Source organism: Rhizobium sp. ZK1, from assembly GCF_047782645.1.
Lineage (GTDB): Bacteria > Pseudomonadota > Alphaproteobacteria > Rhizobiales > Rhizobiaceae > Rhizobium.
Genome location: NZ_CP180587.1, coordinates 796,865 through 819,462, shown reverse-complemented (window position 1 = coordinate 819,462; position 22,598 = coordinate 796,865). Strand labels below are relative to the sequence as shown.

Here is a 22,598-nt window from a genome sequence, read left to right as displayed (position 1 = left end):
GAGGTCATCGCTTCCCCTCACGAACGCGAATGCCTGGCTTGCCAATCGGCATCAGCCGAGGATCATTGATGCCTGGCCTTATGGCATCCTGCTCGCTTGACTCCTTGACCGGCGGCCCGCGCTCGACCTTGTTTTCCGGAGCATCGGGAGGTGTCTGCAAATGTTCGCGATGTTGCTTGTCGAGTTTGCTCATAAGCGCCTCCTTCTATCGGATCAATCGCGTCTCGGGCCGGGTATCCCGCGACGGCTTCTCGGACATGAACGCGGGTTGTTACCGCCAACGCCAGAGCGAGAAAGCGACAATGAACGCCATGGTGCGGACACCGTCTTGTCCCTCATATTAGGTCCAACCAGCACGGACCTCGAATGTTCCGGATAGAAACGGAGAATTGGCCCTCGGAATCTCCGCAGCCAAGCGCTATGTGGTTCCTGCATGATCATGAGAAAAGGTGAACTCGTGCAGACCGACCTCCAGAAAGACATGGCGGCTTGGTTCCAGTCGCTCGAACCTGTCGATCCCATAGAGATGATCGGACTTTGGAGAGGTGCCGGCATTCCGTCAGGACACCCACTGGACGGCGTTCTCGAGAATTTGGGATGGTTCGGCAAGCGCTTCCATCCCGACAGGCGGGCGGACCCCCTGCTCTTTCAGTGGCGTCCGGGACGGCTCGTGGCCATCGATCCGCGCTTCGCCCCTATCGGGTTGGCGATCAGGCTCGCGCCGCTGGGACGAACATCCCTTGCCCGGAACCTGTTTTCACATCTTCAGAAGGCGTTCCGCGCAAAGGGCACGACAGCCGCCCTGGAGGTTCGGACATCCGGGCAGATCGCAAGCGCTGCGATGATCTACGACGCGCAACCGATCGTCGACCACTTCAGACGAGTAGCCGATGACACCTTGGCTGGCATGATGTGCGTGCGTGACGACGAAAGACGGTTCTACTTCAAACTCACGAAGATCGCCTCCCAGACCTAGGACGATGTTGAGAACAATAGTATGGGCGATCACGGCAGCAGTAGCGGGCAGCAGTTTTGCGGCCGACGTAGATCGTGGCGCGAGAATTTTCCGGGCCTGTTCTTCATGTCACATTGTCGATGACACCAGAAGTACCTTCGGCCCCTCTCTGAAGGGTGTCGTGGGACGGCGGGCAGCGATCAAGGACGACTACGTCTACTCTCCCGCCCTGAAGAAAGCCGGCGAAGACGGGCTTGTCTGGAACGAGCATGAACTTGCGGAGTTTCTGGCAAGCCCGAGCAAAAAAATTCCGGGCACAAAGATGCGCTTCTGGGGACTCTGGAGCTTCGAAATCGACGACCTTATCGCCTTCCTGAAGGCAAATCCGTCTTAGCGTCGGCGGCCAACTGCGGCAGGCATATATGAGGTCGGTCGGCCGCCTTCTCCACGTGAAATCTCAGGACGACAGCCTCCACGATTCAAGCGCTGGCAACGCAAGACACCCTTGCTGCGAAGGATCCTCCCCCTAAACTAATTCGGGATACCGCGTCGTACCCGCGGCCGGTGCAGACCAAACTGGGAGAAAGCGATGCAAGACGCCCTCGTCGTTCGCCGCGAAACGCATCTTTCCGCGCCGCCTGCCGCAGTATTCGCCCTGCTGACGGATCCGGAAAAGATCCTGCGCTGGATGGGAACAGAAGCCGAGATCGAGGCACAGCCGGGAGGACTCTATCTCGTCAACGTGACCGGTGCGCGTTTCGCTCGCGGTTCTTTTCGCGAAGTGGTGCCGGTCCATCGCCTGGCCTATAGCTTCGGCTGGGATGGCAGCGAGGTGGTGCCGCCGGGGTCGAGCCTGGTCGAAATCGATCTGATTGAGCAGCCGGACGGAACGCTCTTGCGTTTGACGCATACCGGCTTGCCCAATGCCGAGCAATGCGCCGGCCATGCCGAGGGCTGGGCTCACTACCTTGGCCGATTGAGCACGGTTGCGGCCGGACGCGACCCGGGGCCAGATTCCTTTCATGGCAGGAAATGACCAGGCTTCTCATTTGAAGAGAAGTCGAATTCATGAGGGAGGCGACGTCTGGCTGTGGCCGCCGCCTGGCTGACATCAATTGAGCGCTATGGCATGATCGAGGCATGGATTTGCCCGCCCACCTCGCCTGGCTGATCGATGAGGCCAGCGCCTCGTCCAGCCCCGAACACTTTATAGCCGAGCTTGGCCGGCAGTTGCTTGCCGATGGTCTGCCGCTTGCGGGCGGAGCCCTAACTCTTGCCGTTCCGCATCCGATCATTGCGCGCCGCACCTGGTTGTGGCGGGCAGAAAACGATGCAGTCATCGAAGCGCTCGACTTTGCCGGCAGCTCGCTCAACAGGGCCGCAGGCGACTGGCTTGCCGGGCTGGGGCCTATACACGAAGGAGAGATCGGCCGCGGCTCCCGCAGTCCGATGTTAGGCTGGGCCGGAACCCGATCGTTTGATCCGGCTGAGGCGGATCGGCTATGCCAGGCCGCGCGCTTTGCGGCGGCACCCCTGGCAGCTCTGACCGCGCGAACGGCGCTGACAACGCTACTGGAGGCTTATCTCGGGCGGCGCAGTGCCGCGCAGGTGCAGGCCGGAATGCTCGGCCGCAGCAGCAGCGAAACCATCCATGCCGCTTTGCTTTGTGCTGATCTGCGCGACTTCACGGCCCTCTCCGAAGCGACGGAGCCCTCCCTTATGATCGCCACTCTCGATGCGTGGTTCGATCGTATTGCCGGAGCGGTCCACGCTTTCGGCGGCGAGGTGCTGAAGTTCATTGGCGACGGTGTTCTGGCGATCTTTCCCGTTACCGGCACGCCTGGTGAGGCCTGCGAGGCCTCCTTGCGCGCCGTCGCGGCCGCCCGTGCCGGCATGGCCCATCTCGATGCCGCGCGGCAAGCACAAGGCCTGCCACCGCTGCCGTTCGGCGTGGCACTGCATTTCGGCGAGATGCTCTGGGGCAATGTCGGTGCCGCCGACCGGCTCGACTTCACCGCCATCGGCCCCGCAGTCAATCTGGTCAGCCGGCTGGAGGGGCTCTGCAAGTCCCTTGGCTACCGCGTGCTGATATCAGGCGCACTCGCCGCGCAGATTACGATACAACTGGCCCCCCTGGGGGAACACCGGTTACGCGGCATCGCCGATCCCTGCGCCGTCTTCACTCTGCCAACGGATTGAACGAAGCAGGCGCGGCAATCGCTGGGGGCAGTGACACCGGTCAATCTGCCCCGCAGGGAGGTCTCAATTGGCTTCCAGCAGATACCCCTCGCTCAGCTCATCGAGCGCCGCGCCGTTGATGGTCACAGAGCAGCGACCCGTGTCCACCTTCGAAACGGAAACCTGGTATTTACCGCTCGGCAGTTCAAGCTCAGCCGAGAAGCCGTCCCATCCGGCCGGCAGAACCGGTTTGACATGCAGGCGGCCGTTCTCCGAGCGGATGCCGAGGATGCCCTCGATTGCCACGCGGTAGAACCAGCCGGCCGAGCCCGTATACCAGCTCCAGCCACCGCGGCCCTTGAGGTTGTCTTCGCCATAAACGTCGCCGGCAATCACATAGGGCTCGATGCGATAGACATCCGCGGAGGCTTTATCGAGCGAGTGATTGATCGGGTTCAGCATTTCGAAGGCGCGCCAAGCGTCTTCCCCGCGCCCCATTCGGGCGAGAGCAAGGACTGCCCAGGTGGCGGCATGGGTATATTGGCCGCCGTTTTCACGGACACCCGGCGGATAGGCCCTGATGACACCGGGGTCGTTGACCGGTTTGACGAAAGGCGGCGTCAGCAGACGGATGAATTTGCCCTCTTCATCGACGAGCTTGTCGAGGACGGCCTTCATCGCCATTTCGCTGCGTTCAGGACTACCCTCGCCCGACAGCACACTCCAGGACTGGGCGATCGAGTCGATCTTGTCCTCTTCAGACTGGCTGGAGCCAAGCGGCGCGCCATTGTCGTAATAGCCGCGGCGATAATATTCGCCGTCCCAGCCGGCCGTTTCGATCGCGTTCCTGAGCTTTGCCAGATGGTCCGACCAGCGGCCGACACGATGGGTGTCACCACGGGTTTCGGCGTAGGCAATGAAGCGGCGCAGTGCACCGGCCAGGAACCAGCCGAGCCAGACGCTCTCGCCGCGGCCGGCCATGCCGACACGATCCATCTTATCGCACCAGTCGCCGCTCATCATCAACGGCAGGCCGTTGACGCCGGTGCGCTTGATCGCGAGATCGAGGCCGAGTGCGGCATGCTCGTAGAGCGACGCGGTCTCGTCGGAAACGCGCGGCTGCAGGAAAGCATCATATTGGCCGGGGCTGAGCTGCGCGCCTTCGACGAAGGGCAGCATTTCATCCATGATCGCGGCATCGCCGGTCGCCGTGCAATATTGATCGACCGCATAGGCAAGCCAGACCGGGTCGTCGGAGATGTTCGTGCGCACGCCGGCGCCGCTGTCTGCCAGCCACCAGTGCTGGAAGTCGCCTTCCGGGAACTGGCGCCGGCCGGTATTGAGGATCTGCTTGCGAGCGATCTCCGGCGAATGCAGCAGGAAAGCCAGTGAATCCTGCAGCTGGTCGCGCAAGTTCCACGCGCCGCTCGACTGGTAGAAGGCGGTGCGGGCCATGATGCGGCAGCCATAGGTCTGATAGGGCAACCAGTTGTTGACCATGAAGTCGAGGCGCTGGTCCGGCGTCGAAACGCGCGTCCGGCCGGTGAAGCTCTTCCAGAAACCGCGCGTCTGGCCGAGAACGTCCTCGAAGCTGACGGCGCGGATCTCGGCAATGAGAGCCGACGCTTCCTCCTGCGAGGCCCCATCGCCCATATAGAAGCAGATATCACGCACTTCGCCGGGCTCGATCGTCAGATCGAAGGCCATGGCGGCTGCCGGATCGCCGTCGAGATCCATGGCATTGGAGAGGCGCGAGCCCGCCGAGACGGTCCGTGGCTGCTGGATCGTTCCGTGGCGGCCGATGAATTCGCGGCGGCTGGTGGAAACGCTCGACGGCGTTTCGCTTGCCGCAAAGGCTGCGACACGCGTTCCGAAATTCACGCTGAACGGATTGCTCGCGAAGATCGCTCCGCTCTCGCGATCGAAGCTGGAGATAATGAAGGGTTTGCTCTTCGTCGGGTTGTTGCCGAGGATCCATTCGGCATAACCGTAGATACGAAGCTTGCGTGCTTCGCCCGCATCATTGCGGATGCGCAGCTGCGTCAGCTTCACCGATTTCTCCATATGGAGGGTCTGCGTGACCTCCAGGGCGATTTCATCCTGAACTGTCGAGAAGACCGAGTAGCCGAGGCCATGTCGCGCTTCAAAGCGCGTGTCGGAGCGCTGCGCCAGAGACGCATAGGGCACGATGACGGAGCCGCGGTCGAGATCCCTCAGATAGAAGGCTTCGCCCGGTCGGTTGGCAACCATGTCATTGGTCCAGGGCGTCAGTTGGTGGTCACGGGAGTTCTGGCTCCAGGTGAAAGCCGCGCCTTCAGCCGAGACATGGAAGCCAAAGCTCTCATTGGCGATGATATTGACCCACGGATGCGGCGTCTGTTCACCGCCCGACAGGCGCATGACATATTCGCTGCCTTCGGCTGCAAATCCGCCATAACCGTTCCAGAAGGCGAGATCGCCGCCTTCGGCTGGCGCCGGGGCGCCGATGCTGCGATCCATTCTCGGTACGAGAGTGGAATCGCCCCATTGGCCGAGCAGCGCCGGTGAGCCGGAAACGGAACGCGCCTTCTGCAGCTGGTCGATGAGGCTGCCGTCGCGGCCGCGCAGCACGACGCGCGAAGCGGCAATGATGGCCTCATAGGCTTCCGGTGTCGTCAGATCCTTGCGCAGGACATAGATGTTACGCTGGATGCCCGCCACTTCGCTGGCGTGGCGCGCCGCGTCGCAAAGCTGGTCGATGGTGCGCTGCATCTCGGCTGCAGCCTCGCCGGCGCGCTCGTTGAAGATCACGAGATCGACCTCGACGCCGCGCGATTGCAGCAGGCCCTGGGCGCGCAGCAACTCCTTGACGAGATCCGTGCCAAGCTCGTCGGTAATGCGCAGCGTCATCAGCGGCGCATCGCCTGACAGCGTCGCGCCCCAAAGGACGGACTGGGACTTGAGGCCTTCGCGCACCGCCTTGCTGTCGGCACGCAGCGCCATGTCGGGATAGATGATATAGCGCGCAAAGCGCTGGTAGGCGGCCGCTTCCTTCGAGTTGACGCCGATCTGGCGCAGCTGGCTCTGCGTTCTCGTCCAGGCCTGAACAAGGCCCTGGGCGAAGCTTTCCGGCTGGCGATAGTGCTCCAGCGCCGCCTCGAGTTCGGCACGATCCGCACCTGCAATCGTCCAGAAGGTCACGCTGACCTTCTCGCCGGCCGGCACACGAAGCGTCCGGCGCAGCGACACGCAGGTGTCCATGGTGAAACCGTCGGTGCCCGAGAGTTCCGCACCAGCATCGAAGGCCGCTGCTTCGGTCAATGTCCGTCCACGGCCAAGGAAGCGCATACGATCGGTTTCATATTGCGTCGGGCCATCTTCGCCGGACGTGTCGACGATGAGCTGGGCAATCGCGACATCGGGATCGGTCAGGCCGCGTTTCTGGCGCTCGACGAAGATAGCATCGCCGCGGTTGGCGATCTCGGTCTTCAGGAACATGCGGGCAAAGACCGGATGGCCGGTGTCGACGATATCGAGCGTTGCGACCGGCTCCATATACGAGGTCACTTCGATGACACGGTCCTCGGTACCGGTGTTGGTGATCGTCAGGCGGCGGCCTTCCGCATCATAATTGCTCGCGACGAAGACTTCCATTTCGCTCGTCAGCTCGCCGACGGTCTTGATGAATTCCGCCTTGTCGTCGCTGAAGCTGACGCGGACATGCTCGTTGGCGATCGAGCGCGGCTCTGCCGTCGCAGACCACCACTCGTTCGACGCGGTATCCCGCAGAAAGATGAAGGAACCCCAGCGATCCTCGGTTGGATCGGCTCGCCACCGGTTGATGGAGAGGTTTTTCCAGCGGCTGTAGCCGGAGCCCGTCGCCGTCAGCATGGTCGAATAGCGGCCGTTCGACAACAGCAGCAATTCGCGTTCACGCGATGCCGGGTCTTCCAGGCGGCGGACTTCCGGACGCATCAGGTCACCCTGAATGGTCGCCGGCGCATCTGTCTCGTGCTTGGAGGCCATGACCGGAATGTCGCGCGGCGCCTTTTCCTGCAGCAGGAGTTCGGCAGCTTCGATCACAGGATCGGCATGGAAGAGCTCGCGCAGCAGTCCGTCGAAGGCGACGTTGGCGACGGCAGCAATCGACATGCCGTGATGGTGCGCATAATAGTTGTAGACGACAGCGCACTGCTTGCCCTCGGGCACGCGGCTTGCCGTGAAGTCGACGGCATCATGGAAACCATACATGCCGAGCGCGCCGACCGCCCTCAGCCTGTTGAGGTTTTCAAGCGCCGCAACAGGGTGATACTGGCTCGCCAGAAGCGAGGCATAGGGCGCGATAACGGCGTTCTGGCCGAGACCGCGCTTCAGGCCGAGTGTCGGCACGCCGAAATTGCTGTACTGATAGTTCATCTGGTGGTCGCGGGCGTTGAAGGCCGCTTCCGAGATGCCCCATGGCGTGCCGAGGCTGCGCGCATAGTTCATCTGCTCGAGAACGATCAGATTGTTGGTCTGATTGAGAATGCCCCCGCTGCGCTCCTGCATCACGAGCGGCGGCATCAGATATTCGAACATCGAGCCGGACCAGGAGACCAGCGCGCCGCGCGATCCAACCGGAACGACATGACGGCCGAGCTTATACCAATGCTCGGTCGGCAGATCGCCCTTGGCGACGGAGAAGAGGCTCGTCAGACGGGCCTCCGAGGCAAGCAGGTCGTAGCAGGCCGCATCGACTTCCTCCGTCTCGACCCGGAAGCCGATCGACAGCAACCGACGCTCGGGACGGTAAAGGAAGCTGAAATCCATATCGAAAGCGATTTCGCGGGCGCGATTGCCGACACGGCTCAGTCTTTCGCTGATGGCATCCACCTGCGAATGATCGAAGGCCTTGTCGGCCTGATGAAGTTCGCAGGTCTCTACGAGCTTTTCGGCCCAATGGACAACCTCGTCGCTTTGCGCCGTCTTCACCTCTCGGTCGAGGCTGCCGGCAAGTTCACGGATTTCCCGCGCCTGCCCAGCAAATCGCTCGATCAGCCCCGAAGAGAATTCTTTCTCACGCTTGCCGGTAGCGACTGCCGCTTCAAGGTCGGCAATTCGGCCATCGAGCCGGTCGTGCAGAGGGCGGACAGATTTGTTGTCTTGCCCAAGCTCGGCAAGCACCTCGCGAAGAATGGCCGCGACATCGCCAATACCATCGAGGTCGGTGTGAATGTGGGAAAGAGGAGACTTGGCCCAGATGCGGCAAGCCGACGATACGGCAATCAAGTGACCGGCAAAATTGCCGCTGTCGACCGACGACACATATCTGCGGCCGAGCGGCTTCAGCGTATCCGTATGATACCAGTTGAAGAGATGGCCGCGATATTTCTCGAGCTTATCAACCGTCTCGATCGTCTGTTCGATGCGCTTAACTGCATTTTCGAACGAAATCCAGCCGAAACGACGCGCCGAAATGACCGACAGCAGATAGACGCCGATATTGGTCGGCGAAGTACGCATGGCGACGACGGCGTGCGGCGTCTGCTGGACATTGTCCGGCGGAAGGTAGTGCTGGCCGGGAACCACGAAGTGGTCGAAGTAGCGCCATGTGCGCCTTGCGATCTTGCGCAGCTCGTTGCGGACATTGTCCGGCACATCGAGCCGGTCTTCGGTTTCCGCCGTCTGGCTGACCGTCCAGGCGATAGCCGGCGAGAGCACCCAGAGAATGACGAAGGGAAGGCCGACCATCCAGGCGCTGTCACCGGAGGAGACGGTAAAGATCAGCGCCAGAATGGCCAGAACCGGCGCCCGCCACATGACCTTGTAATGGCCGAGGATCGTGGTCTGCGCCATGGCCTGGGCGCTGGCGGCGGTGCGCCATTGCAGCATCAGCCTGCGGCTGACGAAGAGGCGGTAAAGCGAGCGAATGATGGCATCAGCCATGACGCAGGCGATATCGGCAATGAAGACGATGCGCATCGCCACCTGGGCGTTGGCATTCTCGATGTCTTTCCAGACCGTGTGCAGATGCGCCTGCAGGATGATGTCGCTGGTGCGCGGAATGATGCCATTGATCAGCGACAGGGTCGGCGCGACGAACAGGCTGAAGATCAGCAGGATCTGCCAGATGAGCGCGCCGAGCGGGTCCATCCAGTACCAGCCGAGCACGGATGCCAGGAACCAGGCGATCGGCGTCAGCGAGCGGCGCAGGTTGTCGAACATCTTCCAGCAGCCGAGCGCGGTGACGCCGCGACGGTCATCGAAAATATAGGGGAGAAGCTGCCAGTCGCCGCGCGCCCAGCGATGTTGACGCGAGACTTCGACCTCGTAGCGGATCGGGAAATCCTCGACCAGTTCGCAATCCGTCACCAGCGCGCAGCGCGCCATCGAACCTTCGAGCAGATCGTGGCTCAGAACCGAATTTTCTTTGATCCGGCCCTTCAGCGAGGCCTCGAAGGCATCAACATGGTAGAGGCCCTTGCCAGTGAAAGTGCCTTCGCCGGTAATGTCCTGATAGACGTCGGAGACGGCGAAGACGTAAGGGTCCAGGCCGCGATTGACCGAGAAGACGCGCTGGAAGGTCGATGCATCCTTGCCTGTCGTCAGCGACGGCGTCACGCGGGGCTGCAGTACGCCGTAGCCGTCGACGACACGCTGTTTCTTTTCGTCGAAGACCGGACGGTTGATCGGATGATGCAGCTTGCCGACGAGCTTGGTCACGGTGTCGCGTACGACGCGCGTGTCGCTGTCCAGCGTCATGACATATTTGACGTCCTGCGGCACGACGTTGGCGCCGGGCAGGAAGCTCGTGTTGGAACCGCCGCGCAGCAGCATGTTGAGTTCGTGCAGCTTGCCGCGCTTGCGCTCCCAGCCCATCCAGGCGCCTTCGGCCGGGTTATATTGCCGGCGGCGATGCAGGAGATAGAAGCGCTGCTTGCCATCCTCGGCATAGCGTGCTTCCAGATCGGCGATCTGGCTCAGCGCATAATCGAGGACTTCAAGATCACGGGCGTTCTGCTCCTCCTGGGCATCCGGCCAGTCGCTCAAGAGCGCGTAGTAGATCTCTCCACGCGCATTGGCGAGGTAATGGACCTCAAGGTTGCGGACGAGCTCATCGACATGTTCGCGCCTGCCGATCAGGCAGGGAATGGTGACGAGTGTGCGGGCTTCCGCTGGCAGGCCCTTCTTGAATTCGTAGCCGACCAGCCGGTCAGGCGTGATGAAGAAGGTGGCAAAGAAATTGAAGAGACCGGTCGCACCTTCGGAGGCCGGAAGCGCAAACATCAGCAGCAGCACGACCGTTGCAAAAAGCGGCATGCCGGCGTCCACGAAAACGCGGTCGACCACGATTAGTGCCAGCAACGTCAGGAGCAGCACTGGTATGGCGATCGCCAGCCAGTTCAGCTTGCGGATCGCGCGCATGAACCGCAGACCGAGCGTCGGCCGGAAGCCGATTTCCGTTTCCAGCGCCGGGCGACCATTGCCGACGAAGTAATAGCCGACATTGCCGGCTGACGCGGCGAGATCCTGGCTGCCTGCCGTCGCGCGGTCGGCCAGACGGACGGCCGCTTCGGCGATATCCATCTCCGTTTTGTCGGAGCGCTTGGCAAGCTTTTCGATCTGGCGGCGATAGCTGTTGCGGGAGCCGGAATCGAGCTCGGCATAATCCGTCTGCTGCCAGAGCAGCTTGTCAATGGTGCTGACCTCTTCGACCCATTCGGACCAGTCGGTATCGTTGATCTCGCGCAGGCTCTTGATGATGCTGCCCATCAGCGCATTGGCCGCGCCGAGACGGATCTGCTCTGCCGACATTACCGCTTCCGCATCGGTACCCTTTGCGGAAAGCTTGCTTTCGAGCCAGTTCAGCGCGGCCTCGGTCGGCTCCAGCGCATTGCGAAGGCGATAGTGCAACTGAGTGACGAAGGTCGTGTCATCGAGATTGGCAGTCAGCGTCTCCAGGAATCCGGCGGATCCGGCATCGCCAAGCGTAATCGCCTGGGTGGCCGCCGCATTTGCGCTCGACCGCATCTCGCGGCTTTTGTCGATCCGCGTCGCCACACGACGAAGATTGTCGATCAGCACGTAGCGAACGAGCGAAGGCAGCGCCCAGAGCTCGCCGATGCGCAGCGTCTCCTTGTCCTGGAACCCTTCCGTGACAGCCGCCATGCCGGCATTGCTGATATTGCTGTGTGCATGCGCCATGTAGAGCCAGGCGAGCGCCAGCGTGCGCGGCACCTCCGTCCCGTCAAGTTTGATCTTGCGCAGCTCGCGATAGAATTTTTTCGGAAAGTCGCGACGCACTTCCTGGATCGCTTCCTCCACAATGTAGTGGTTGTCGAGCAGCCATTCGGTGGCCGGCGTGATGCTCTCGCCCGCATCGACATCTGCAGCGGCGGCGCGATAGACCCTCAGGATCTCGGCCTCGTTCTCCCGGTGCCGCTGGAAGAAATCGAAATTCGTGAAGCTTGTAACATCAAGCGTACGGCTCTCCGCAAACTGCGCGGCCCGCAGCCTCAGCTGGTCATTCGACAGCAGGGGCGCGCGGATGCCGAAATCGGGATCCGCGGACGATGCTTGAACATGCGCGCTCGAAGCACCCACAATATTTTGAGAGGTCATAGTGTTTTCTCTTCTACTGGGTTCGTGTCCAACGATTGCATTCTTGCGGAACGGGATGCGAGCAGGAGCACGAGCGTTTCGAATTAGGCATCTTCATCGCTTTTGAAAGGAAGTTTACATTCAAACTGGGATTGTTCGAAATGGCGGATAGTGGTCAATAGCGACCACAAAATGAACGGGCGATTAATCGGGTTGCTCACCGGCCAAAATGGCCCCATCGGGGAGCAGCAACCGACCGCGAAGACGGATTCCTCGTCCAATAAGTGGCGGCCCTCCATCCAATTTATCGTGTCAAGACGGCCTTTATAACGAATCGACCAGGCGAAGTCGTAAATCGGCTTCGCCTGGTCGCGAATCTGAGAGGTATGGGATTTAACCGGCCGCTTGTCGGTTGGTCCGTGAATTCGACAGCTGCTTTTGTCGGCGTCTTCGACCGGTATAGCGTCGCCGTATCATAGAATTAGAACAGAAAGAGGTGCTCAGGGCATTCTGTCCCACCGCATGATCTGCGTGGTTCCGGAAGGTCACATGCCAGTCAGGTGCTTCCGCGCATTTCCACATGCGGCTCGATCAGCAGATGCCGGGCCTCCTCGCGGCCATCAATCCTGCCGAGCAGCATCTCGGCTGCAGTACTGCCAAGCCGGGCGGCGTTCTGGTCCACGCTGGTCAGGCCGACAAGCGGTATGGCCGCCATCGGCGAATTGTCGTAGCCGATAATCGCAAGGTCCTCCGGAACCCGTATCCCACTCATGCGCGCGGCATTGATGAGCGGAACGGCATCGAGATCGGACCAGACGAAGACTGCACGCGGACGATCCTTCAAGGCCAGGAAATCATTGATCGCAGCGCGACGGTCGGTCCCCACCAACGGCAGTCGGATGATGCGAGCCTCCAGACCCGCCGCCTGCATGCCGTCAAGATAACCCTTCTCGCGCTGGAGGGCGACGATGGTCGGCGGTGAATCGGCAAGATCATATCCGAGCATCGCAATGTCTCGGTAGCCGGACCGCAATGCAGCCTCGACTGCCAGGTGAGCGCCCCTGCGATCATCGGAATTGACCGTGTCGTAGGTCAGGGCATGCGGCTCGTGATGGGCGATGACGACGAGCGGAATCTGGCGCGCATAACGCTCCAGCACCTTGCCTGATATGCGCGGTGCAATGATCAGCACGCCATCCATGCGATTATCGATCATTGATTCGATCATCGAGGCCTCGATCGGGCTTGTGGATCGGCCAATCCCGATCAACGCCTTGAAACCGCTTTCCGAAAGGGTTGCGTTGGCCTCTTCGATGACGCCCGCCAGGAACGGGTTCGACAATTCGATGACCAACACACCAACCGTCTGCGTGCGGCCGCGCATGGCGCGCGCTGCGACGGAAGGTCGGTAATTCAGCTTTTCGATCGAGATCTCCACCTTCGTTCGCAGGATTTCGCTGACGCCGTAGGCATTGCGCAGTACCTTCGATACCGCAGCGATGGAGACGCCAGCGTCCTGCGCCACATCACGGATCGTGACCCTGTCCCTCATCGCGTTAACGGTCTGATTTTTCATTCCAAATTGCCTCACTCTCAGGTCTCGTGAAAATTATAGGCACAAAACCTCTTGCGCGGCAATCGATAGTGTAGAATGATATACATAGAACGATACACACAGGTGGCCGCCGGAGGAATTGGCGGTTGAGGAGGTTCTAAATGAAGACTGTTTCGGCCCACGGCATCGCCGGGGAAGACGGGCTTGCCGGTTCTGCTTTCCAGTTTACGGCGTCGATGATCGCCCCGTCCTGCGACGGTGGGCAGGCGACGGCCGGCACCTTCGTGTCGCGTGAATTCACGCTCGAAGCGGTTCCGGCTGAAGCAACGTTGCGCATCTCGGCGCTCGGTCTCTACCGCGCCTTCATCAACGGAAAGCGCGTGGGCAGCGACCTCCTGACGCCGGGCTGGACCTGCTACGATGATCGCATCGCCTATCAGACCTATGAGGTCGCACAGCTCCTGCAGCCCGGCGGCAACCGTATCGAGATCTGGCTCGGTGATGGCTGGTACCGCAGCCAGCTCATGTGGGCTTCCAATCCGATCGTCAACTGCTGGGGTGACCGGACAGCGGCAATCGCAGAATTGCGCGCAGGCGGCGAACTGCTCCTGAAGACGGATGACGGCTGGAAGAGCGGCTTTAGTCCTGTCGTGCGTAACGGGATCTATTTCGGCGAGGATTATGACGCCCGCATCCGTCCGCAGGACAGCCACGGCGTCGATCTCCTTCCCTTCGATAAGGCCTTGCTCGTTCCGCACGAGACCGGTGCGGTTAAAGAACTGGACGCTCTCTCACCGATCGACAGCTGGACGGAGGCCGATGGCCGGACCGTCTATGATTTCGGCCAGAACGCCGGTGCCTATATCCGCCTGCGCCTGAAGGGTGCGGCCGGGGCGCAGGTGCGCGTGGAGCATTCCGAAGTGCTCGGCCCTGACCGCTTCTTCGACAACCGCAATTATCGCAGCGCGCGTGCCGAATTGACCTATACGCTTTCGGGGCAAGGCGAAGAGGATTATGCGCCGCTCTTTACCTTTTTTGGATTCCGCTATGCGCGCATCACTGTGATCGGCCAAACCGAGTTGGTCGCGGTCACCATGGTGCCGGTGACCTCAGTGCCAACAAGCGCCGGTGGTTTCACCTCTGGTGTTACGGCCGTCAACCGGCTCGTCGAAAATACCATCTGGTCGCAACGCTCAAACTTCATTGAAGTGCCGACCGATTGCCCGCAGCGCGACGAGCGCCTCGGCTGGACGGGCGATGCCCAAGTCTTTGCCGGAACGGCCTGCTGGCTTGCCGATAGCCAATCCTTCCTCAAGAAGTATCTCCGCGATGTAATCCACGACCAGCGTGCCAACGGCGCGGTCTCGCATTTTTCGCCCGATCCGACGCGATTGCACCCGATCGACGGCCGCGGCGATTGGGCGGGCTCGACCGGTTGGGGCGATGCAATCGTCATTATCCCCTGGCAGCTTTACCTGCATTACGGCGACAGCGCTGCTCTAGAAGAGTGCTTCCCGGCAATGCTGCGCTGGCTCGATTACCTCTGGGGCATCTCGGATGGGCCGATCATCCGCCCGCCCGCCGTATGGGGCGCGCATGGCTTCACCTTCGGCGACTGGCTCCAGCCGGTCGGGGATAACCGCAAGCCGCGCCCGACCGTGGCGGATGATTGCGCAGCGACCCTTTACCACTTTATTTCAACGCAACTGACGGCAAAGATCGCTCGTATTCTTGGTGAAAACGTCGAGGCCGCGCGGCTCGACAAGCGCGCTGACGAGATCAGGGCCGCGTTCAAGCACGAGTTCTTCGCGCCCTCCGGCCGCATTGCGCATAACGACCAGACCTCATGGTCCCTGGCATTCCTCTATGGCCTCGTTCCGCCGGAATATGAGCCGGCTGCCCGCGACTATTTCCGCAGGGTGGCCGAAGAGACCGATGGCGTCATCGGCACAGGCTTCATCGGCACTCCTGCCCTGCTGCCGGCACTGACCCGGCTCGGCATGCTGGACCTTGTCGAAAAGATGTTCCTCAACCGGAAGGTTCCGGGATGGCTTTACCAGGTCGAGCGCGGCGCGACATCGATCTGGGAGCGATGGGACGCGCTCGCCGAGGACGGCACGATCTATGATCCCGATATGAACAGCTACAACCACTATGCCTATGGCGCGGTATGCCAATGGCTCTTCGAAGATGTTGCCGGCATCAAGCCGCTGGAAGACAAGCCGGGCTTCGAGGAAGTCGTCTTCGATCCCGCGATCCTGCCTGCTCTCTCGCCGGTTGCAGCCTGGCATGACACGCACTTTGGCCGTATCGAAGCTGGGTGGACCCTGGAGGAGGGAGCCGTCACATGCCGTCTCGTGCTGCCGCAAGGCGTGACAGCGCGTCTGCAGGGCAAAGGCGACCGCAAGTCATTGAAGGCAGATGGCACCCTGATCGAGCAAGGTGAGGAGATCAAGCTCGGCGCAGGAGAACATACGATTACATTTTCTATCTGATGCGGTTGCTCGCGGATTTTCGATCCGCGGGCAAGCAGCCCAACGCATTCCGGTCTTCAAGAGGAGGAAATGACTATGCGAATGACGAAGTGCAGCATCCTTGCAGCCAGTATCATGGCTCTTGCCGCTGGAGTGGCGCATGCAGATGTGACCCTCAGCGTGCTGATCGACACCAATCCGGAGACGATTGCCTCGTTCGATGCCGTTTCCAAAGCCTATATGGAAAAGCATCCCGACGTCACATTTGACGTCGAGCAGCGTGCCGGAGGCTCGGAGGGCGATAACATCATCAAGACCCGGCTCGCCACAGGCGAAATGGCCGATGTCTTCCTATATAATGGCGGCTCCCTCTTCCAGGCTCTGAAGCCGCAGGAAACGATCGCAGATCTTTCCGATCTTCCATCGGAAGCCGGTATTCTCGACAGCTTCAAGAAGGTCGTCACCAGCCCGGACGGCCATGTTCGCGGCCTTCCATTTGGTCCTGCCATGGGCGGCGGCATCTTCTATAATAGAAAGATCTATGCCGATCTCGGGCTGACGCCGCCGAAGACATGGGCGGAATTCATGAGCAACAACGAGAAGATCAAGGCAGCCGGCAAGGTCGCTGTGGCGCAGACCTATGGCACAACCTGGACCTCGCAGCTCTTTGTGCTTGCCGACTTCTATAACGTCCAGACCGAGGTTCCGAATTTCGCGGCTGACTATACCGCCAACAAGATCAAATATGCCACCACGCCTGCTGCCCTGCGCGGCTTCGAACATCTTGAGGAGGTCGCGAAGGGCGGTTTCCTCAACGCGGACTTCGGCGCGGCGACCTTTGACGACGGCATGCGCATGGTCGCCACAGGCGAGGCCGCGCACTATCCGAACCTCACCTTCGGTATCGGCAACATCCAGCAGAATTTCCCTGACAACCTGAAGGATCTGGGCTTCTTCGCTCAGCCTGGAACGGACGCTGCCAAGAACGGCCTGACCGTCTGGATGCCTTCGGCGCTCTATGCTTCCGCAAAGTCCGAAAACCTGGAAGAGGCCAAGAAATTTCTTGATTTCGTCGGCTCCAAGGAAGCCTGCGACCTGATGGCGAAGGCCGTTCCGTCAGGTCCCTACCTCGTCAAGGGATGCGAACTTCCCAAGGACATTCCGCCGGTTGTTTCCGACATGCTGCCGTATTTCGATACCGAGGGACGCAACGGTCCGGCGCTCGAATTCCTCTCGCCCGTCAAGGGACCGGCGCTCGAGCAGATCACCGTCGAGGTCGGAACCGGCATACGCTCCGCCAAGGATGCGGCCGCCCTCTACGATCAGGATGTCGAAAAGCAGGCCAAGCAGCTCGGCCTGCCGAACTGGTAACCTTCCAGCCGATCTCCCACTCACCTCCTTGAGCCTGCGTGGGGGACGCTTCACGGTGTCCATATGATAAAACGCAAGTCACCCTATCCCTACTGGTTCGTCCTGCCGGCGGCGGTGATATTCACCGTCCTCTTTCTGGCACCGACGGTCGCCTCCTTCTGGTTCAGCCTCACGCGCTGGGACCTGTTCACCACGCAGTTCATCGGCCTGGAAAACTACCGACAATTCTTCCGCGAACCCTTCCTGATCCAGGGCCTCGTCAACACCGTCATTTATGCGGTGCTGACCTCAGGCACGAAAACCGTTCTCGGTCTTCTACTCGCGGTATTATTGACCTCCGGCCTCTGGGGACAAGGGCTACTGCGCACCGTGATCTTCTTTCCGGTTCTGGTATCGACTATCGGTGTCGGCATCACCTTCTCGGTGCTCATGCATCCGACCCGCGGGCTGATCAACGTGGCGCTCGCCGCCATCGGCATTCATGGCCCCGGCTGGCTGACCGATCCGGCTCTCGCGCTCTATTCCATCGTCTTCGTCGACCTATGGAAGGGTATTGGGCTTGCGACCGTGATCTATATCGCAGGGCTCGCATCGATCAGCCCCGACTATTATGAGGCCGCCCGCATCGATGGGGCGACCCGCGCCCAGATGTTCTTCCGCGTGACCGTCCCGCTCGTCAAGCCCGCGACGGTGACGGTCGTGACGCTCTCGCTGATCGGTGGTCTCAGAAGCTTCGACCTGATCTGGGCAATGACGCGCGGCGGCCCCGGCTTTTCCTCGGATGTGCTGGCAAGCGTCATCTACAAGCAGTACCAGGCGGGCTTCTATGGCCTTTCAACGGCCGGAAACGTGATCCTCTTCCTCCTTATCGGCCTCATTGTTCTGCCGCTAACGGCCTGGTTCAATCGCAAGGAGGTGGATCTATGAGCCGCCGCCAACTCTATACCGGGATTGCGGCACTGGCCGCCTGCGGCGTGATCTTCGTGCTGCCTTTCCTCTTCATCTTTATCACTGCCGCCAAGACGAAACAGGATGCGGCAACGCTGAGATTCAGCTGGCCGGTCGAGTGGCAGCTCTGGCAGAATTTTATGGAGGTCGTGCAGACTCGCAATTACATGCTGCTGCTCGCCTACTTTAACTCGACCGTCATCACGGTCGTCGCCGTCACCCTGCTGGTGCTGTTCGGCGCCATGGTCGGCTACGTGCTGCAGCGCCGCCCCTCGCGCTGGAATGCGGTCATCTATGGCTGCGTGCTCGCCGGCCTGATGATCCCGCCGGCGATTGTTCCGACCATATGGGTGCTGCAACTGCTCGGCCTCTTCAAGACCTTGTCCGGCATGGTGCTGATCCAGGTCGCCTATGGCCTCGGCTTCACGGTTCTCCTGTTTCGCAGCTTCATCGCAACCATTCCGCGGGATCTCGACGAGGCGGCCATCATCGACGGGGCAAAGCCGTTCCAGATCTTCTTTCGCGTCATCCTGCCGCTTTTGAAGCCGGTCACCGTGACTGTCATCGTCGTTCAGTCGATCGCCATCTTCAACGATTTCACCAACCCGCTCTACTACCTGCCAGGCCGGGAAAAAGTCACCGTCCAGCTCACGCTCTATAATTTCCAGGGGCAGTTCCAGACCCAGTTCAACCTGTTGTTCATGAACATCCTTCTAGTGACCATTCCGCCCCTGATCGTCTTCATTTTCTTCAACCGGCAGATCGTTGCAGGCATGACCGCCGGTGCAGTCAAGGGATAGACCATGACATCAGTTGTACTCGAAAGTGTCCGCAAGAGCTTCGGCAGCCTGGAGGTGATGAAGGGCGTCGATCTCACCGTCGATGCCGGCGAATTCTGCGTCTTCGTCGGTCCGTCCGGTTGCGGGAAATCGACGCTGCTGCGCATCATCTCCGGACTGGAGACACAGACGTCGGGCAAGGTCTTCATCGACAGCAAGGACGTCACTTATGCCGAGCCGTCCGAGCGCGGTATCGCCATGGTCTTCCAATCCTATGCGCTTTATCCGCATCTGACTGTCGCAGAAAACATCGGCTTTGGCCTGTCGCTTGCCAGGCGACCGAAGGCGGAGATCGCCGAAAGGGTGAAGCAGACAGCTGATATCCTGCAGCTCTCGCATCTGCTCGATCGCAAGCCGAAGGCACTCTCCGGTGGTCAACGTCAGCGCGTCGCAATCGGTCGGGCGATCATCCGCAATCCGAAAGTCTTCCTGTTCGACGAGCCGTTGTCAAACCTTGACGCGTCACTTCGCTCGCAGATGCGCATCGAGTTGACCGACCTTCATGCCAAGCTCGGCGCGACCATGATCTACGTCACCCACGACCAGGTCGAGGCCATGACGATGGCCGACAAGATCGTCGTTCTGAACGGCGGTCAGATCGAGCAGGTCGGAACGCCGATGACGCTCTACAACAATCCGGCCACTCCATTTGTCGCAGGCTTCATCGGTTCGCCGAAGATGAACCTGTTCGAGGGAGAGATTGCGGCGCGGGAAGGCTGCAAGACCTATGGTATCCGCCCTGAACACGTCGCGCTCTCATCCACTGAAGGGAAATGGCAAGGCAAAGTGCGTCACATCGAGCGGCTCGGTGCCGATACGGTAGTCTATCTCGATGTGCCGGAATTGCAGACACTTGTCGCACGCACGGACGGTGACCGGCCGGTCAAGATCGGCGAGACGCAATTCGCCTCGCCACTCACCGGGAAGGAACACAGGTTCTCCTGATCTCTATCGGACGATACGAAAGTCGCTCGGCACCTCATCGAGCGCGGCCTCCTCGGCCTTCACCTCCGATACCGAGGAGCCGGCGGGACCGCTCCAGAAACGCTCAAGCATGGAACCGGTCGCGGCCGGAGAGCCGATGATCAGCGCGCTGACCGAGCCGTCAGCCTCATTCCGCACCCAGCCCGTCAAGCCGAGTTGGAGGGCCTGGCCGCGGGTCCAGGCGCGATAGCCGACGCCCTGCACGCCACCGGTAATGCGTACACGAAAAGCATCCAGGGTGACGGTCATTTGAAGTCCTCTCTGGCAACGAGATGAAGATGCCGCTGCTGGCCTTCATTGCAAGGGTCTTATTTCGACCAGCGGAAGACCCACGCATTCAAGACATCTTTTCATGGCATCTCTTGGCTCTTGGGCAGCTATGTCAGCGCCCGAGCGAGACTAGGCGATCGGCCTCCGTGATCAAGACCCATTTCGAAGACAAACCAAGGGCGTCTCAACCGGCGGCAGAGAGAGTGCTGATCACCGAGCGCATATCCCGCCGGAAATCGGATGGCGACATGCCGGCAATATTCCGGAAGGATTTGTTGAAAGCACTGATGGAGCCGAAGCCGCTATCCATCGCAATTTGAAGAACATTCGCCCCTTCGCCCATGAGCTGCGCCTGAGCATGTGAAAGACGCAGCAGATTGATATATTTGCTGATCGTCATGCCCGTCGTCTTCTTGAACAGGTTCATCGCATATTTCGGATGAAGATCGACCGCGCGAGCGATTTCGACGGTGTCGATGTCCTGCAGGAAATTGCTCGCAATAAAATCGCACATGCGCGCCACGCTGCGGGAAAGATGCGAATTGGGCTGCTCAAGTCCCTCGACGCCGGTGCCGGGCACCATCAGGTATGATTCCAGGGCAATCCGTTCGATGCGCAGAAGCAATTCATCGACGGCGTGCTGCGTTTTCCTAGGATCGTTGGATTTCGCATAGTCGTACCAGCGGGGGAAATTGGCCTCATCCGCCGCGTCGGTCGCCGATGTCAGCAGAATTTCTCCCTTCATCAGACGTGTGCCTATGGTCGGAGGCAGGCGCATTCGAAAAAAATAGACGAGCGGCAGATGCGCGCCCGCGTAAAGGGAATCATCCGAGGAGTCATCCATCTGATGCGGCTGCCCTCCCCAGAAAAGGCACATCTGGCCGGCTTTGAGGGTAATATCATGGTCGTTCATCCGGTAGTGGACGCTGCCACGCATGATGTAATTGACCTCGACCTGAGCATGCCAGTGCGGCATCGCCATCACAGGCGGATGGGCATAAAACATCTGCAGCGCCATCGGCATGCCTTCAATGGTGCTCGCACCAGGCTGGTAAACAGGTTTGCCGACGACCTTACTTTCCGCCAATTCCATATTCCCTTTTTATGAGACAGCCGTTCCCGCCGCGCTAGATTAGCCACGTTCGCTCAGCGACGGCAATTGAAAAGGGAGGATTTTCATGCGCTCTAAACTCATCACGGCAACGACAGCGCTTGTGCTGCTTGCATCCGGATCTGCCTATGCGCAATCCGCTACGCTTACCATCTGGAGCTGGAATGTCGCAGCTTCCGCTCTCAAATCGACGGTCGAAGGCTTCAACAAGCAGTTTCCCGACATCAAGGTCGATGTCCAGGATCTCGGCAACCAGCAGGTCTTCGACAAGACGCTTGCCGCCTGCGCCGCCGGCGGCGACGGCCTCCCCGATATCGTGACGATCGAGAATTTCGAGGCCGAGATCTTCTGGAGCCGTTTCCCGGATTGCTTCGCCAATCTGAAGGACCTCGGATACAACGCCGACATGCAGGCGAAATTCCCCGAGTTCAAGCGCACCGAACTTGAGATCGGCGATGTCGCCTATGCCATGCCCTGGGATTCCGGCCCCGTCACCGTCTTCTACCGCCGCGATTATTATGAAAAGGCCGGCGTCGATCCGAAGTCGATCGTAACTTGGGACGATTTCATTGCCGCCGGCAAGAAGGTCTCGGCCGCCAATCCCGGCGTCGTGATGGGTCAGGCCGATTTCAACGGCGACAGCGAATGGTTCCGCATGCTCGCCAATGAACAGGGCTGTGGTTATTTCTCGACCGATGGCCAGTCGATCACTATCAATCAGCCGGCTTGCGTGCAGACGCTGGAAAAAGTCAAGGCGATGAAGGATGCCGGCACGCTGACGGCGGCAAACTGGGATGAGAAGATCTCCTCCAACACCGCCGGCAAGGTCGCAAGCCAGGTCTTCGGTGGCTGGTACGAAGGCACGATCCGCTCCGGCTCCCCGGACCTTTCAGGCAAGTGGGGCGTCTACGCCATGCCTGGCATGACGGCAGAGAGCCCGCATGCGGCCAATCTCGGCGGCTCCTCGCTCGCGATCAATGCCAATTCACAGAACAAGGAAGCGGCCTTCAAATATTTGACCTATGCGCTCACCACCAATGAGGGTCAGGTCACCATGCTGAAATCGTTCGGCCTCGTGCCGTCGCTGCTGTCGGCCGTTCAGGATCCCTTCGTCAACGAGCCGCAGCCCTATTGGGGCGGCCAGAAGATCTGGGCCGACATCCTCGCCACCCTGCCGAAGATCGTGCCGAGCCGCGGCACGGCCTTCCAGACTGACGCAGATGCCATCTACAAGACGACGCAGACGAAATATTTCGCCGGCGGCTATCCCGATGCGAAGACGGCTCTCGACGATGCCGCCAAGCAGATCGCGTCAGCGACGGGTCTTCCGATCGCACAATGAATGGCAAGCCGG

15 protein-coding genes are annotated in these 22,598 nt (G+C 60.5%); 10 read left to right on the top strand and 5 right to left on the bottom strand.

What is annotated here, in order from left to right; genetic code table 11:
- Positions 1 to 4 precede the first annotated feature (4 nt).
- A complete protein-coding gene (locus ACK9YZ_RS26415) occupies positions 5 to 193 on the bottom strand; it encodes a hypothetical protein (RefSeq protein ID WP_216760924.1) in 189 nt (62 codons plus the stop codon).
- 240 nt (positions 194 to 433) lie between these two features.
- Here ACK9YZ_RS26415 and ACK9YZ_RS26410 point away from each other — a divergent pair, with 240 nt between their 5' ends.
- The 4 genes from ACK9YZ_RS26410 to ACK9YZ_RS26395 all read left to right on the top strand — a co-directional run bounded on the left by ACK9YZ_RS26410 (position 434) and on the right by ACK9YZ_RS26395 (position 3,154).
- On the top strand, positions 434 to 976 hold the full coding sequence (locus ACK9YZ_RS26410; RefSeq protein ID WP_416068216.1) for a GXWXG domain-containing protein: 543 nt from the start codon (positions 434 to 436) through the stop codon (positions 974 to 976).
- A 4-nt stretch (positions 977 to 980) separates the two neighbouring features.
- Positions 981 to 1,349 (top strand): c-type cytochrome, encoded by a 369-nt coding sequence (locus ACK9YZ_RS26405; protein ID WP_216760755.1) that lies wholly within the window; start codon positions 981 to 983, stop codon positions 1,347 to 1,349.
- Positions 1,350 to 1,544: 195 nt separating this feature from the next.
- Entirely contained in the window at positions 1,545 to 1,991 is a 447-nt protein-coding gene (locus tag ACK9YZ_RS26400; protein WP_216760756.1) for an SRPBCC family protein, read from the top strand.
- Positions 1,992 to 2,095: 104 nt separating this feature from the next.
- Positions 2,096 to 3,154, top strand: coding sequence for an adenylate/guanylate cyclase domain-containing protein (locus ACK9YZ_RS26395; protein WP_416068215.1), 1,059 nt, complete (start codon positions 2,096 to 2,098; stop codon positions 3,152 to 3,154).
- 63 nt (positions 3,155 to 3,217) lie between these two features.
- Here ACK9YZ_RS26395 and ACK9YZ_RS26390 read toward each other — a convergent pair whose 3' ends face one another.
- Together ACK9YZ_RS26390 and ACK9YZ_RS26385 are read right to left on the bottom strand one after the other, a co-directional pair.
- Positions 3,218 to 11,713 (bottom strand): GH36-type glycosyl hydrolase domain-containing protein, encoded by an 8,496-nt coding sequence (locus ACK9YZ_RS26390; RefSeq protein ID WP_416068214.1) that lies wholly within the window; start codon positions 11,711 to 11,713, stop codon positions 3,218 to 3,220.
- Between the two features lie 535 nt (positions 11,714 to 12,248).
- Positions 12,249 to 13,268: a LacI family DNA-binding transcriptional regulator gene (locus ACK9YZ_RS26385; RefSeq protein ID WP_416068213.1), complete on the bottom strand. Its 1,020-nt coding sequence runs from the start codon at positions 13,266 to 13,268 to the stop codon at positions 12,249 to 12,251.
- 140 nt (positions 13,269 to 13,408) lie between these two features.
- On the opposite strand from ACK9YZ_RS26385, the gene ACK9YZ_RS26380 reads away from it, so the two are divergent.
- The 5 genes from ACK9YZ_RS26380 (at position 13,409) to ACK9YZ_RS26360 (ending at position 19,824) form a co-directional block, all read left to right on the top strand.
- Complete coding sequence (locus ACK9YZ_RS26380; RefSeq protein ID WP_416068212.1) at positions 13,409 to 15,742, top strand: family 78 glycoside hydrolase catalytic domain; 2,334 nt, start codon at positions 13,409 to 13,411, stop codon at positions 15,740 to 15,742.
- Between the two features lie 69 nt (positions 15,743 to 15,811).
- Positions 15,812 to 17,092 (top strand): ABC transporter substrate-binding protein, encoded by a 1,281-nt coding sequence (locus ACK9YZ_RS26375; protein WP_416068211.1) that lies wholly within the window; start codon positions 15,812 to 15,814, stop codon positions 17,090 to 17,092.
- 63 nt (positions 17,093 to 17,155) lie between these two features.
- Positions 17,156 to 18,019: a carbohydrate ABC transporter permease gene (locus tag ACK9YZ_RS26370; protein ID WP_416068210.1), complete on the top strand. Its 864-nt coding sequence runs from the start codon at positions 17,156 to 17,158 to the stop codon at positions 18,017 to 18,019.
- Positions 18,016 to 18,840: a carbohydrate ABC transporter permease gene (locus ACK9YZ_RS26365; protein ID WP_416068209.1), complete on the top strand. Its 825-nt coding sequence runs from the start codon at positions 18,016 to 18,018 to the stop codon at positions 18,838 to 18,840. Before ACK9YZ_RS26370 ends, ACK9YZ_RS26365 begins: the two co-directional genes overlap by 4 nt.
- Positions 18,841 to 18,843: 3 nt before the next feature.
- Positions 18,844 to 19,824, top strand: coding sequence for an ABC transporter ATP-binding protein (locus ACK9YZ_RS26360; RefSeq protein ID WP_416068208.1), 981 nt, complete (start codon positions 18,844 to 18,846; stop codon positions 19,822 to 19,824).
- 3 nt (positions 19,825 to 19,827) lie between these two features.
- Here ACK9YZ_RS26360 and ACK9YZ_RS26355 read toward each other — a convergent pair whose 3' ends face one another.
- Positions 19,828 to 20,112 (bottom strand): acylphosphatase, encoded by a 285-nt coding sequence (locus ACK9YZ_RS26355; protein WP_416068207.1) that lies wholly within the window; start codon positions 20,110 to 20,112, stop codon positions 19,828 to 19,830.
- Positions 20,113 to 20,317: 205 nt separating this feature from the next.
- Positions 20,318 to 21,226 carry a helix-turn-helix domain-containing protein gene (locus ACK9YZ_RS26350; RefSeq protein WP_416068206.1) on the bottom strand — a complete coding sequence of 303 codons (909 nt, stop codon included), beginning with the start codon at positions 21,224 to 21,226 and terminating at the stop codon, positions 20,318 to 20,320.
- An 85-nt stretch (positions 21,227 to 21,311) separates the two neighbouring features.
- Here ACK9YZ_RS26350 and ACK9YZ_RS26345 point away from each other — a divergent pair, with 85 nt between their 5' ends.
- Positions 21,312 to 22,586 carry an extracellular solute-binding protein gene (locus ACK9YZ_RS26345; RefSeq protein WP_216760507.1) on the top strand — a complete coding sequence of 425 codons (1,275 nt, stop codon included), beginning with the start codon at positions 21,312 to 21,314 and terminating at the stop codon, positions 22,584 to 22,586.
- The last annotated feature ends 12 nt before the right edge of the window (positions 22,587 to 22,598 follow it).